The organism is Paenibacillus sp. SSG-1, from assembly GCF_002224835.1.
Lineage (GTDB): Bacteria > Bacillota > Bacilli > Paenibacillales > Paenibacillaceae > Paenibacillus_AQ > Paenibacillus_AQ favisporus.
In genome coordinates, this window is the sequence record NZ_MBRK01000001.1 from 1,098,689 (window position 1) to 1,112,893 (window position 14,205).

Annotated in this window: 11 protein-coding genes; 10 read left to right on the forward strand and 1 reads right to left on the reverse strand. The window is 54.4% G+C overall.

Features of this window, described 5'->3' with window-relative positions:
* Positions 1 to 57 precede the first annotated feature (57 nt).
* The 4 genes from BCV73_RS05170 to BCV73_RS05185 all read left to right on the forward strand — a co-directional run bounded on the left by BCV73_RS05170 (position 58) and on the right by BCV73_RS05185 (position 4,455).
* Positions 58 to 1,440 carry an ABC transporter substrate-binding protein gene (locus BCV73_RS05170; protein ID WP_179231894.1) on the forward strand — a complete coding sequence of 461 codons (1,383 nt, stop codon included), beginning with the start codon at positions 58 to 60 and terminating at the stop codon, positions 1,438 to 1,440.
* Between the two features lie 83 nt (positions 1,441 to 1,523).
* Entirely contained in the window at positions 1,524 to 2,393 is an 870-nt protein-coding gene (locus BCV73_RS05175) for a carbohydrate ABC transporter permease (RefSeq protein ID WP_089546337.1), read from the forward strand.
* A 58-nt stretch (positions 2,394 to 2,451) separates the two neighbouring features.
* Positions 2,452 to 3,774, forward strand: a complete 1,323-nt coding sequence (melA, locus tag BCV73_RS05180) for an alpha-galactosidase (protein WP_089546338.1) — start codon at positions 2,452 to 2,454, stop codon at positions 3,772 to 3,774.
* Positions 3,775 to 3,843: 69 nt separating this feature from the next.
* Positions 3,844 to 4,455 (forward strand): DL-endopeptidase inhibitor IseA family protein, encoded by a 612-nt coding sequence (locus tag BCV73_RS05185; RefSeq protein ID WP_089546339.1) that lies wholly within the window; start codon positions 3,844 to 3,846, stop codon positions 4,453 to 4,455.
* Between the two features lie 616 nt (positions 4,456 to 5,071).
* Here BCV73_RS05185 and BCV73_RS05190 read toward each other — a convergent pair.
* Positions 5,072 to 5,461, reverse strand: coding sequence for a hypothetical protein (locus tag BCV73_RS05190; protein WP_089546340.1), 390 nt, complete (start codon positions 5,459 to 5,461; stop codon positions 5,072 to 5,074).
* A gap of 399 nt (positions 5,462 to 5,860) precedes the next feature.
* On the opposite strand from BCV73_RS05190, the gene BCV73_RS05195 reads away from it, so the two are divergent.
* The 6 genes from BCV73_RS05195 (at position 5,861) to mmsB (ending at position 14,120) form a co-directional block, all read left to right on the forward strand.
* Positions 5,861 to 6,868 carry a substrate-binding domain-containing protein gene (locus BCV73_RS05195; RefSeq protein WP_076168841.1) on the forward strand — a complete coding sequence of 336 codons (1,008 nt, stop codon included), beginning with the start codon at positions 5,861 to 5,863 and terminating at the stop codon, positions 6,866 to 6,868.
* Positions 6,858 to 8,780 carry a cache domain-containing sensor histidine kinase gene (locus BCV73_RS05200; protein WP_089546341.1) on the forward strand — a complete coding sequence of 641 codons (1,923 nt, stop codon included), beginning with the start codon at positions 6,858 to 6,860 and terminating at the stop codon, positions 8,778 to 8,780. The genes BCV73_RS05195 and BCV73_RS05200 overlap by 11 nt, the downstream gene beginning before the upstream one ends.
* Positions 8,780 to 9,994 carry a response regulator gene (locus BCV73_RS05205; protein WP_089546342.1) on the forward strand — a complete coding sequence of 405 codons (1,215 nt, stop codon included), beginning with the start codon at positions 8,780 to 8,782 and terminating at the stop codon, positions 9,992 to 9,994. The genes BCV73_RS05200 and BCV73_RS05205 overlap by 1 nt, the downstream gene beginning before the upstream one ends.
* 286 nt (positions 9,995 to 10,280) lie before the next feature.
* The gene (gene chvE, locus BCV73_RS05210) at positions 10,281 to 11,366 is read left to right on the forward strand and encodes a multiple monosaccharide ABC transporter substrate-binding protein (protein WP_089546343.1); all 1,086 of its coding nucleotides are present in this window, start codon (positions 10,281 to 10,283) and stop codon (positions 11,364 to 11,366) included.
* A 50-nt stretch (positions 11,367 to 11,416) separates the two neighbouring features.
* Positions 11,417 to 12,967 carry a multiple monosaccharide ABC transporter ATP-binding protein gene (gene mmsA, locus BCV73_RS05215; RefSeq protein WP_089546344.1) on the forward strand — a complete coding sequence of 517 codons (1,551 nt, stop codon included), beginning with the start codon at positions 11,417 to 11,419 and terminating at the stop codon, positions 12,965 to 12,967.
* A complete protein-coding gene (gene mmsB / locus BCV73_RS05220) occupies positions 12,951 to 14,120 on the forward strand; it encodes a multiple monosaccharide ABC transporter permease (RefSeq protein WP_089546345.1) in 1,170 nt (389 codons plus the stop codon). Before mmsA ends, mmsB begins: the two co-directional genes overlap by 17 nt.
* The last annotated feature ends 85 nt before the right edge of the window (positions 14,121 to 14,205 follow it).

A 14,205-nucleotide genomic window follows, 5' to 3' on the forward strand; every position in this document is an offset into this window, starting at 1 on the left:
CGGCACGCTGGGTTTTCTATGGCGGGGAAAGGTAAAACGATATCGGAGGTGCATGGAATGAAGTCAACGCTCAAACCGTTCTTATCGATAGTGCTGATCATGCTGATGCTTGCCGGTCTAATAGCATGTTCCTCACCGGGTACTCCGGCGGCCGGGCAGGACGGCAAGAAGGAAGATACGTCCGCCCCTTCTTCCGATTCCGGGAAGAAAGGCGACGGAAAAGCCGTAGAAGTTACATATTGGCATATGTGGACGAGTGACTGGAAGAAGCTGATCGACAGCCTGGTCGATGAGTTCAATCAGACGCATCCCGGCATCCATGTGACCGCGCTCTCCATTACCGGCGATGCCAACGCTAAATTTTTGACGGCACAGGCCGGCGGGGATCCGCCCGACGTCATGACGCAGTGGAACCAGATCATTCCCTCATGGGCGGAAAAGGGAGCCATCGCTTCACTGGATCCGTACATCCAGGCCGACGCGCCGGATTTGGGCGAATGGATGTATCCTACGGTAAAGGAAATTGGAACTTACAAGGGAAAAATGTATGCGATCCCCTTTTCGATGAATACGTTGGCGATGTATTACAACAAGGATATTTTGAAAGAGGAAGGGTTCGATCCGGAAAAACCGCCCACCACGATCCAGGAGCTGGATGCAATGCAGGACAAATTGTGGAAGCTGGATAAACGCGGATTCATCCAGCGGGTCGGCTATATGCCGAGCGGGCTTACCCAGTGGAGCACCGCTTTCGGCGGAAAATGGGCGGATGAGGATGGCAAGCCGACGGCAACCGATCCGAACAACCTGGCCACATTGGAATGGTTTCAGTCTTACGCGAAAAAATACGATCCGACCAAAGTCGCCGCATTTAACAAAAGCATGTCTTCCAACGTGAACTCGGCGTGGTCTTTCCTCAGCGGCAAGCAGGTGTTCGCGATGGACGGCATGTGGAGGCTGGAGGATCTGAAAAATTATGCACCGGACCTTCAGTACGGCGTCATGACGCTGCCCTACCCGGAAGGAACCGGAAAACCGGACGCGACCTGGGTCAATGGAAACTTTAACATCATTCCGGAAAAAGCCAAGCATCCGAAAGAGGCGTGGGAATTCATCCTGTGGCTGACTGGCTACCATAACGAAGATTGGGCGGCGCAAATGCTGACCAAGGGCGGATGGATCCCGCCATCGCCAAAGATTACAGAGAAGCAGGCCTACCAGGACTTCATGAATGAAATTCCGGCCAGAAAAACGTTCGTCGATCTGCTCAGCAGCCCCAACGCGAAGATCACCCCTGTCATTCCGGTGCAGCAGTATTATTGGGACCGGGCGGCAAAAGCCGAAGAGTCCGTCATGACGGGAAACAAAGATCCGAAGCAGGCCTTGGAAACCTTGCAGAGAGAAGTCGAAGAAGAGATCGCCAAAGCCGGAGGCAAATAACGGATAAGGGCAGGGAGGAAAGGGATCCAATTCGGGGTTACCCCTTCCTCCTGCCTTCATAACCGTGAAAGGAGAGGCCCGAGATGCTTGAAATCAAGGCACAATCTACCACGAAATTAAGCAGAACAAAGAAAGGCGTGTTTCAACAGCTGATCGCCCACGTTTGCTTGATCTTGCTGGGCATCACCTTTCTTTTTCCTTTTGTCTGGATGCTGTCCACCGCGCTCAAACCGGAGGCGCAAATTTTCAAATGGCCGCCGGAGTGGATTCCGGATCAGTTCCTATGGTCGAACTTTCCGGAGGCGCTTACGTTTGTCCCGTTCGGTACTTACGTCCTCAATACGTTAACGATTTGCATATGGACAATGGTCGGCACCTGCGTTTCCTCCGCTCTCGTGGCTTACGGGTTTGCCAAAATCCAATGGCCGGGACGGAACGTACTGTTCATGATTATGCTCAGCACGATGATGCTGCCTTCCCAGGTCACGATGATTCCGATTTTCGTCATTTTCAAAAAGATCGGCTGGGTGGGAAGCTACAAACCGCTCATTATCCCGGCATTTTTAGGCGGTGCGTTTTTTATTTTTCTGCTGAGGCAGTTTTTTCTGACGATTCCGCAGGAACTATCCGAGGCGGCCAAGATCGACGGCTGTTCGGAATTCCGGACCTTCTGGCAGATTATCCTCCCGCTCGCCCGTCCGGCATTCGCCACAGTGGCGTTATTTACGTTCATGAACAACTGGAATGACTTCATGGGACCGTTAATTTATTTGAGCGACGAGAAAATGTACACCGTATCGCTTGGGCTGCAGCAGTTTATCGGTCAATACGGCACGCGCTGGGGGATGCTGATGGCGGCTTCCACCGTAGCGACGCTGCCTATAATCATTTTGTTCTTTTTTGCTCAAAAGACCTTTATTCAGGGGATTTCGACGACAGGCATCAAAGGCTGACAGCTGACAGGCCGGGGTTCTGGCCGCATGCAGCTTGATCAAAGGGAGGAATTCGGCAGTGAAGAAGATCGTATTTATCGGGGCAGGCAGTCTCGTGTTCACGAAAAACCTCGTTCGCGACCTGCTTACGTTCCCTGCGCTCGCTGACAGCATCATCCCTTTAGTTGACATTGACGAGGAGCGTCTCGGATTTGCGAAGAAGACGGTGGAGAAAATCATTTCGGCCGGAGGCTATCCGGCGAAAGTTGAGGCGCATACCGACAGGACCAGAGCGCTCGACGGCGCGGACGGAGTCGTCTGCACGATCTTGGCGGGAAGCCTGGACGTATGGCGGAAAGACATCGAAATTCCGAAACAGTACGGCGTGGACATTAATGTCGGAGATACGCGCGGGCCATCCGGCATATTCAGGGCGCTCCGCACGATTCCGGTGATGCTGGACATTTGCCGCGATATCGAGCGATACTGTCCGCAGGCGGTATTTCTGAATTATACGAATCCAATGGCGATGCTGTGCAGGGCGATGCAGAGCGAAACGAACGTGACCGTGACAGGTCTGTGCCACAGCGTGCAGGGAACGGCATCGATGCTGGCCAGGTGGATCGGGGCGCCTAAAGAGGAGATTACGTATCTATGTGCAGGCATCAATCATCAGGCGTTCTACCTGGATTTTCGCTGGAACGGGCAAGACGCGTATCCGCTCATCCGGGAGGCGGTGAATCATCCGGACATTTACAACGAGGAGCAGGTCCGAAATGAAATGTTCCTTCACCTGGATTATTACGTCACAGAATCCAGCGGCCATAACTCTGAATACAATGCCTGGTTCCGAAAGCGTCCGGATTTGATTGAAAAGTACTGCACGAACGGCACGGGCTGGAATCCCGGTGAATACGCGTATATTATCAAAGGCTACGAACAGAGGCAGGGCAGCTGGAAGGAACAGATGCAGCGCTGGATGAATGAGCCTGTCGAATTGAAGCGTGGCGAAGAGTACGCCGCGTATATCTTTAACGCCACGATTGGGGATGGCACTTTGTTTAAATTCAATGGCAACGTCCGTAATCATGGCTTGATCGATAATTTGCCTGACGGCTGCTGCGTTGAGGTCCCGGTATTGGCTTCGAAACGAGGGCTGGAGCCGATTCATGTGGGAGCGCTGCCGGATCAGCTGGCGGCCCTGACCAATATAAGCGCCCGCTGCGAAGAAATGGCTGTGGAAGGCGCGCTTACGGGCGATCCGCGGAAAGTATTCCATGCGGTATGCTTCGATCCGCTGACTTCCGCGGTCCTCAGCCTGGCTGAGATCAAATCGATGGTTGATGAGATGTTTGAAGCCAATCGCGAATATTTGCCGCAGTTTAAACATTTCAAATCATAGCTTATCGTTTCCTGGATGAAACTTTTTCCATCCTGAATTCGTTTAACAGGGTGGAGGCGATCATACAAGATGAAACTTAATCGAAAAATTGGATTTACACTAGCAACCGGTTTGATGGGAGCAAGCTTGCTGGCTGCTGCGGCCGGAGCGGCTCCGGCGGGGAGCACGGCTGCTCCGGCGCAGGTGCCGGCACAAACGGTAGAGAAGGTCGTCGTGACCGACGCGACCAAGATCAGCAAGCTGAACCATACCAGCGTGACGCCATTAATCATAGAAGCCGAAAAGCGGTATTTTTATGCCCTGGGCGGCGGCAAGGGATTAGGGGACACATTCGAGGTGGATGGCCGGCAGTACCGGTACTTATCCGATGATATCGGAACCCGGGAGAAGCTGATGAACTATTTGAAGTCCGTATATACGGAAAAGGCTGCGGCCTATTTTGTGGACAAATATTTCATTTCTCATGATGGTCGTTTGGCCCAGCTGAACGCCGATGGCGGCAACATTCTGGAATTCGACAAGGCGACGGCCAAACTGCTCAGCATGACGGATACGCAGCGCGTGTATAAGCTGAGCGTTCCTTACCCGGAGCATCTTCAGGGTCCGGCATACGTGACGGTCAAGTTTGAGAAAGTCGGGCAATTTTGGAGAGTGGGCACCGCCCCGCATGCGATTTTCTAGAAGGATCCCTGCTTTCGAAGTTCCATATGCATTGAGGGAAGAGGAAACAGACGAAAGACCCTGCCGGGCGCCGGCGGGGTCTTTATTTAAGAGATCAGAAAGTATAAGTTTCGGAGCTTCTGCTTCCTGATCTCGCAAGAAAAACATCCTCTAGAAGCGGTCTGTCTTCTTTGAAGGTACGTCGATAGACGTTTTTCTTAAGAGATCAGAAAAGTATAAGTTTCGGAGCTTCTGCTTCCTGATCTCGCAAGAAAAACTTCCTCTAGAAGCGGTCTGTCTTGTTTGAAGGTACGTCGATAGACGTTTTTCTTAAGAGATCAGAACGTATAAGTTTCGGAGCTTCTGCTTCCTGATCTCGCAAGAAAAACCTCCTCTAGAAGCGGTCTGTCTTCTTTGAAGGTACGTCGATAGACGTTTTTCTTATCAAAAAACCAGCCTGGACAACGCGTCCAGGCTGGTTTACAAATTTCGTTATCACTTTTCGTTTGAACTTCGTTCGAGCATTGTGTTTCCGTTGGCCGGGGAGAATCATGTTATCCTCCATGTGTGAACGCCGGATCCGTATCGGAGCGCCCGGATGACCATCAAAACGTTGGACGGTCGTATGTACCTCCAGTTACCCGAATGAAGTATGGACGCTTCGTTCGACGATTTCCCTTAGTTCAGCCTTGTGCGCCGCATATTGATCGGAGCTAATGCTCCCTTTGCGCAGGCGCTCATCCAGCTGGCGGGTCAGCTGCGATACTTGCAGATCGATGACTCTCTGGATGTCCGCTCCTTGGTCAGCTGCGATGTCATGCAGGGACTTGCCCTCATACAGTGCTTCATACAGTTCCTCGTCGGAGTCCTGGTGGAGAGCTTCCAGCAGTTCGTCTTTATCCTTTACGCCGGTAGCGGCCCATTTGGCGGCCGGGCTTGCGCTTGTGATGGAGGCGCTTAACGCGGTGCTTCCAAAGGACATGATCACGACCATCGTTCCGACAATCATCACTCGCTTTATATTCATGGTTAAAAATCCTCTTTTCATGTATTTTGTTACGGGTCATTTGTGTGAACAGGTATGGGGTATGTGAGATCTTCAGCCTAAGGTCATTATAGACAGCAAACCTGAGGAAAACCTTAAAGATTCTATAACCGTACCTAAAGATTTTACGTGTTGCTTCCCGGATCGGTTTCACTTTAGAGATAAAAAACAACGGAAAGCTCATGAGCTTCCCCCAATATCTATTGGCCATTCCGGTGAAATCAGGGGAGCATCAAGGGTTCGCCGATGGACAGTAAAAGGTGGTGCTGCAGGAGAGTGAATCGGATATTGGCAAGTTCTTGCGCTTCCCAAAAGTTTGCCTTGTGCTATAATGTAACCGATTCCATAGAGTTCAGCAGACTGTGACAAGGGGAAACGCAGATGAAGAAGATGATGATGGTTTACCTGGTACTAATCATTGCGTTTGGCGTCTATGTATTTATGTACCGGATGGATGACAAGCGTTCTTCTGCATGGCCGGACGGCGGGCTTCACGGCAGCATCGGGGAGAACTATGTGATGGTGACCTTCCAATCCGGAATGGAATATTGGAAAAATATTGTGAAAGGCTTCGAGGATGGAGGCGACGCCCTCGGCGTGTCCGTCGAATACCACGGAGCCACCCAGTACGACGTGCAGGAGCAGATCACCGTCCTTGAGCAGGTCATTGCCAAAAAGCCTGCCGGCATCGCGCTGTCGGCCATCGATTCCGACGCTTTGACCGCGACGATCAACAAGGCAGTAGATGCGGGCATTCCTGTCGTCCTGTTCGACTCGGACGCACCGGACAGCAAGGCGTACTCTTTTCTTGCGACCAATAACTACGATGCGGGTGTGGCGGCTGCCGATAAAATGGCGCAAATCGTCGGACGGCAGGGCGAGGTCGGCATCATCACGCAGTCCGGCCAGCAAAACCACAGCGACCGCACATCAGGTTTCAAGGAAACGATCGCGAGCCGGTATCCGGCGATGTCGGTGGTTGAGGTGAAGGAAGGAAAAGGCGACGCCATGATCGCCAAGGCTGCGGCCGCGGACATGCTGGGTAAGCATCCGGACCTTAAAGGCATTTTCGTGACGGAAGCCAGCGGCGGCACCGGAGCGGCCGACGCGGTGATCGCAGCGAATCGGACCGGGAAGGTGAAGATCATCGGGTTTGATACCAATAAAGAGACGCTGGACCGGATATCCGACGGCACGATTTCAGCGACGATTGCACAGGGGACGTGGAATATGGGCTACTGGTCGCTGCAGTATTTATTCCATCTTCATCATGGACTGACCGTTCCTGCACCGACGCTGGGCAACGACGTATCCCCTCTGCCTCCGAGGGTGGATACCGGCATTACGATCGTTACCCGCGAGAATGTGAAGGATTATTATGCGAAATAAACTGCGTAACAATTGGCGGCAGCGTCTGCTGCAGTGGACCCGGTTCGGCGATCTGCCTCTGCGGTACAAGCTGATTATCCTTTTTCTGATGGTAGGCATCCTTCCGTCGATTGCGCTCGGCGCATTGGTCAACTGGACGGTCAACCGGATCGTCGACGGGCAGGTCACGGCGAACACGGTGCAGCTCATCGGCAAAGTCAATCAGACGCTTGATAACGATATCGAAAACTTGCAGAACATTACGTATTTGATCGGCTTTGACCCGGCTATCAACCGGTTCCTGAATGGGCAGATCGCCGCTGAAGGGGCGGGTGCCACCGGAGGAGTTGCCGGACAAGCGCAGCGCCCGCAGATTAATGACCAAAACGGGGAAGTGTACGCCTTGAAGAAGTATCTGCAGGGCTTCACGACGCTGTATCCGGAAATTGCCGCCATCCTGGTCGTGAACCAAAACGGCGATTACATCAGCAACGAAATGTATGCCCGGACGCCGGCCAATTTGACCCGGGATACGTGGTATGAGGAGGCCGCGGGACACGAAGGGATTTTTACAGTGCTGGGGCATCCTTCTGAGCGAAACGTCACGACGCATGTGCATTATGCCAACGATGAGCTGATCTCGGTCGTGCGGTCCTTTGTCGATCCGGATACGCGTAAAGTCACCGGAGCCGTGCTGATCGACCTGAAACTGCGGGCGGTGGCCAGCACGGTCCGGAACGTCACCCTCGGTAAAAACGGGTATTTGATGGTAACCGATGCCGGCGGCTCGGCCATTTACACCCCGGACGAACCGTTGGTTCGGGACATTCCTTCATCCTGGATTCCCCGGGAAGACAGCGGCATGTTCAGGCATGAGGTCGACGGCAGGCGGCTGCAGTTTATTTACGGCACCTCGTCTTTTACAGGCTGGCGGACCATCGGCGTATTCGACAGCGGCGAAGCGGTCCGCGAAGTGCGGGAGATCCGCTTCTACGTCATCTGCTTCCTGTTTGTCGTCTGCATGTTCGGCCTGACGGCCTCGTATACGCTGTCGCAGTCCGTGTCCCGGCCGATCCGCCAGCTGATGGCCTTTATGCAGAAGGCCGAATCCGGGGATTTGACGATCCGGTATTGGGGCGGAAGGCAGGACGAGGTTGGTATGCTGGGCCGCAGCTTTAACCGGATGCTGGCCGAAATCCGCAAGCTGCTGAAGCTGAGCGAGCTTCGGGAACGGCAGAAGCGCGAAGCGGAGCTGCGCAGCCTGCAGGCGCATATCAAGCCGCATTTTTTATACAATACCCTGGATACGATCCATTGGATGGCTAAGAAAAAAGGGGCCGACGATGTGTCCGATATGGTGGAGTCGCTGTCCAGGCTGTTCCGGATCGGGCTCAGCAAAGGGGATGACATCATTCCGATGACCGACGAATGGACGCATATCTCCAGCTATTTGCAGATTCAAAAGACGCGCTACCGGGACCGGCTCACCTACGAGCTGGATCTGCCCAAGGAAGCGGAAGGGTTGTACGTTCTAAAGCTTGTGCTTCAGCCAATCGTTGAAAACGCCATCTATCACGGCATTAAGGCACGCCGAGGCCCGGGCATCATACGGGTATCCGCTGAGGTGGAGGGCGGCGTCCTGCGCCTCATTGTTAAGGACAACGGGGCGGGGATGTCCCAGGAGCGGCTGGATGCGCTCCGCCGCCAGCTTCAAGATCCTTTGGCGGCCATGGATCATCCACCGGAAGAAGGTGGACCGGCCAGCCGCAGCTACGGCATGCTGAACGTCCAGGCGCGGCTTGCGCTGACTTTTGGGGAAAAATACGGAATTAGCATCGAGAGTACGGAAGGCACGGGCACGAGCGTGATGATCGAGCATCCGCTGCTGCATACGGTCCCGGCGCAACGTGTACAAGATGGGAGAGATCGTTAATGAAGAAGCGATATCAAGTGCTGATTGCGGACGATGAACCGATTATCCGGGAAGGCATCATGGATTCGGTGGATTGGGAGACGCTTGGCATGGAGGTCGCCGGCGAAGCGGAGGACGGGGAGGAAGCGCTTGAATTCGCCCTGCGCGAAGCGGTCGACATCGTTCTGGTCGACATGAATATGCCGATCATGGATGGATTGACGCTGATGAAGCGGCTGAAGGCCGAACGCCCGGCGTGCCGGTTTGTCATCATTACCGGACATGACGAATTTGCCTACGCGCAGGAAGCTATCCGCCTCGGCGTCAAGGATTATATTTTGAAGCCGGTCAACAGCGGCCATTTGCAAGAGGTGCTGCAGAGCGTCAAGCAGGAGCTTGATGAGCAGCAGGTGCAGAGCCACTATCTGAAGCAGGCCTCTGAGCAGATTGAGCGGAACATCCCCCTCCTGCGGCAGCGCTTCTGCCAGGAGTGGATTCAGGGGCTGGTGGATGACGGTAATGCGCTTGAGCAGCTGGAATTTCTCGGCCTGCCTGCCGGTTTCCCGGTAGAGCTGGGGATTGTCAGATGGCCGGAGACGGCCTCAAACCAGACGCTGATGAAAGAGAGCGAGAGACAGCTGTATTTGTTCGCGATCGAGAACATCGTCTCGGAGCTGCTGCAGGATACGCCCCATCAGGTATTCCGCGAGCATACGGAATTGATCGGCATCTGCTTGTGGAATAACGCGCCGCTGGAAATGGCAGCGAATATTGAATCGGCGGTGCAGCAATATTTGAAAATCACCGTCCACTGCCAGATCGAGGCGGTGCCGGAAGGCCCGGGTGCTATGGCGGCCGCGTATGACGCCTGCCGGGAGGCGGTGTTCCGGGACGCGCAGCTGTCCCCGCTGGTGCGGCGGGCCCGGCAGCTCATCCACGACAATTACGACCGGCCCGAACTTACGCTGGAGTCGTTTGCGGAGAGCCTGCAGGTATCGCCGGTTTATTTGAGCCGGATGCTGAAAAAGGAGCTGGGGACTTCCTTCGTCGGCTTCCTGACGCAGACGAGGATCCGCAAAGCGATCCAACTGCTGAACGCGACGAACCTGACCATCTACGAAATTGCCGAGCAGGTCGGCTACGACAGCCAGCATTACTTCAGCACAGCGTTCAAGAAGGTGATGGGCGTCTCTCCCAACCGGTACCGGCGCGGCGACGCGTATCAGGAAGTGTAGAGGCCCGGGAGGAGCGAACAGGCGGCATCATAATAAACCTAACGACCGACGACCGAAATTTTTCGGTCGTTTTTTATTTGCCCTTATAGCCATCCCCCCGCGTCTTACCCTGGCATGCACCTCCGGCAACGATCCCAACAAAGGTTTGAAATTTATAAAAAAGGTTCGATCCGTGGAAAGACCCCGGCGCGGGTCAGCATGTATCCTTTGAAGTACAGAGAGGCTTTACGATCCATTGGATGTAAGCGCTCTCGACCTTGGGCATACCGGAAAGGAGAACGTACCGATGAAGAAAGCGATGTTAGCGCTCCTGATGGTCGCGATGCTGATGGCCCTGACGGCCTGCAATCTGGCCGAGAGCGGAGCCGGTGATAAAAGCAAGGGCTATGTCGGGCTGGCGATGCCGACCAAATCGTCCGAGCGCTGGGTGAACGACGGCAAAAACATGGAGCGGCTGTTCCAGGAAAAAGGCTACAAGACCGATTTGCAGTTTGCGGAGGATGTGGTCGAGAACCAGATTTCGCAAATCGAGAACATGATTACCAAGGGGGTTGACGTCATTGTCGTCGCCTCGATTGACGGAAATACGCTGACCGACGTCATCAAGAAGGCGCATGATCAGGGGATTAAAGTCATCTCCTATGACCGGCTGATCCGGAACACGCCGTATCTGTCCTACTACGCGACGTTCGACAATTTCAAAGTCGGCGTGCTTCAGGCTTCTTACATCGAGCAGAAGCTCGGTCTTAAAGAAGGCAAAGGCCCCTTCAATATTGAGCTGTTCGGCGGGTCGCCGGACGACAACAACTCCTATTTCTTCTACGACGGCGCGATGTCCATTTTGAAGCCGTATATCGACTCCGGCAAGCTGGTCGTCCGCAGCAAGCAGACGACGATGGCGCAGATCGCGACCCTCCGCTGGGACGGCGCCTTGGCGCAATCCCGGATGGATAACCTGCTCAGCGCGAACTACTCGAACGCGAACCTGGACGCGGTGCTGTCGCCGTACGACGGCATCAGCATCGGGATCATTTCTTCGCTGAAGGGCGTCGGCTACGGCACGGCCAAAAAGCCGATGCCGATCATCACCGGCCAGGACGGCGAGCTTGCTTCCATCAAGTCCATCGTCGCCGGGGAGCAGACGCAGACGGTGTTCAAAGACACCCGCAAGCTGGCGGAGCAGGCGGTCAAGATGGCTGAGAGCATCCTGAAGGGCCAGAAGGCGGAAGTCAACGATACGAAGTCTTACGATAACGGCATCCAAGTCGTGCCGGCTTATCTGCTGCCGCCGGTATCGGTCGATGCGACGAACGTCGAGAAAGAGATGGTGGAATCCGGTTACTACACCAAGGCGGAAATCGGCCTGAAGTAGTCCGAAGTTCGGAATCAACATAAGCGAAGCGAGGGGAAGGTGAAGCTCACATGTCGGAATACATTTTGGAAATGCGGAACATTACGAAGGAGTTTCCCGGCGTCAAGGCGCTGAGCAACGTGAACCTTAAAATCCGGGAAGGCGAAATTCACTCCCTGTGCGGGGAGAACGGGGCGGGCAAATCGACGCTGATGAAGGTGCTGAGCGGGGTCTATCCGCACGGTACCTATGACGGAGAGATTTTATTCAAAGGGAAAACCTGCGAATTTAAAAATATCAAGCACAGCGAGGAGCTCGGCATCGTTATCATCCACCAGGAGCTCGCGCTGATCCCGTATCTGTCGATTGCAGAAAATATATTCCTCGGCAATGAACGGTCGAGCCGCGGCATCATGAACTGGAATGAAACGATCACGGGAGCGAAAGAGCTGCTGGACAAAGTGGGACTGAAGGAAAACCCGAACACGCCCGTGGGCAATATCGGGGTCGGCAAGCAGCAGCTGGTCGAAATTGCGAAAGCGCTCTCCAAAAAGGTCAAGCTGCTCATCCTGGATGAGCCGACCGCGGCCCTTAACGAGGACGACAGCGAAAACCTGCTCCAGCTGATGCTGGAATTCAAGCGGCAGGGCATCTCCTGCATTCTCATCTCCCACAAGCTGAACGAAGTGTCGAAAGTATCCGATTCGATCACGATTTTGCGGGACGGCCAAACGATCGAGACGCTTGACATGAAGGGCGGGGACGTGAACGAGGACCGGATTATCCGCGGCATGGTCGGACGGGACTTGACGAACCGGTATCCGGAGCGCACGCCGAAGATCGGCGATACGATTCTGGAGGTCAAGGACTGGACCGTGTACGACGAACAGCGGAGCGACCGCAAAATGCTGGATCAGATCAATCTTCATATCCGGCGCGGGGAGATCGTCGGCATTGCCGGGCTGATGGGGGCCGGGCGGACGGAGCTGGCGATGAGCATTTTCGGCAAAGCTTATGGGCGCAACATTTCCGGGACGCTGATCAAGGACGGAAAGCCGATCCAGAACAACACGATCACGCAGGCGATCAACAACGGCTTTGCGTACGTGACAGAGGACCGCAAGCATTACGGCCTGATCCTGATCGACGATATCAAGCGCAACATTTCGCTGACGGGCCTGCCCAAGCTGGCCAAGGGCACGGTGATCGACGATAAGCAGGAGGTTCTGGTGGCGGAGGAAATGCGGAAGAAGCTGAAGATTAAGACGCCGAACATTTTGCAGAAAACGGGGAATCTCAGTGGAGGAAACCAGCAGAAGGTGGTGCTGAGCAAATGGATTTTTTCCGAGCCGGATATCCTCATTCTCGATGAACCGACGCGCGGAATCGACGTGGGGGCCAAATACGAAATTTATACGATTATCAATCAGCTGGCCGATGAGGGCAAAGGCGTCCTCGTTATTTCTTCCGAGCTCCCGGAAATTCTAGGGATCTGCGACCGCATTTATGTGATGAACGCTGGCCGGATCACGGGCGAAGTGAGCCGTGAAGAAGCTTCGCAGGAGACGCTGATGAGATATATGACCAAGACTGGAGGGGCCAAGCATGGAAACGTTGGTTAAATTGTTTAAAAATAATATCCGGCAGTACGGGATGATCATCGCCCTTGTCGTCATCATGATTTTGTTCGAAATCATTACGGGCGGCCTGCTGCTCAAGCCGATTAACATTACCAATCTGATTTTGCAAAACAGCTACATTCTCGTTCTGGCGATCGGGATGGTGCTGGTCATTATTACCGGGCATATCGACCTGTCGGTCGGCTCGATCGCCGCGTTCGTCGGTGCGGTGGCCGCCATTATGATGGTTGACCTGCACTGGCATCCGGTTGTCGCCGTGATCGCCTCCCTCGTTGTCGGTGCGCTGATCGGCGCTTGGCAGGGCTTTTGGGTCGCTTATGTAAAAATCCCGGCGTTTATCGTTACGCTGGCCGGCATGCTGCTGTTCCGCGGTCTGACGATGATCGTGCTGAAAGGGCAGTCCATCGCGCCGTTTCCGAACGGATTTCAGAAGATCAGCTCCGGCTTCATTCCGGATTTCGGCAGTGCCGGAACGAATATCGTGGCGGTGCTGGCGGGTATTCTATTCACCGTCATCTATATCGTCAACGAGCTCCGCGACCGCAGAGCGCAAAAGAAGTATAACTTTGAAGTGGTTTCCGGCGGACTGTTCATCCTGAAGCTCGTCGTCATTGCGGCCATCATCAACGCATTTACCTTTATGCTTGCGATCTACGCCGGGCTGCCGAACATTCTGATTCTGCTGCTGGTGCTCATTATTATCTACTCGTTCGTCATGAACAAAACCGTGATGGGACGCCATATTTACGCTCTCGGCGGCAACGAGAAAGCGGCGGACCTGTCCGGCGTGAAGACAAAAAAGGTGACGTTCTGGGTCTTCGTCAATATGGGCGTGCTGGCCGCCATCTCGGGCCTCATCTTTGCGGCACGCCTGAACGCGGCCACGCCTAGAGCCGGCACCAACTTTGAGCTGGACGCGATCGCCGCAAGCTTCATCGGTGGGGCATCGGCGACGGGCGGTATCGGAACGGTCTTCGGCGCCATTATCGGCGGCCTCGTCATGGGCGTGCTCAACAACGGGATGTCGCTCATCGGTCTGGGGGTCGACTGGCAGCAGGGGATTAAGGGTCTTGTCCTGTTGGCGGCCGTAGCCTTCGATATATATAATAAGAAGAAAGTGACTTTTCTGAAGTGATCGTTTGGAAGCGGCTTAACGGAAAAGGCTGGCATCCCCCGGATGCCAGCCTTTTTTAATAGCGGTTCGTCTTCGTTTACTTCCA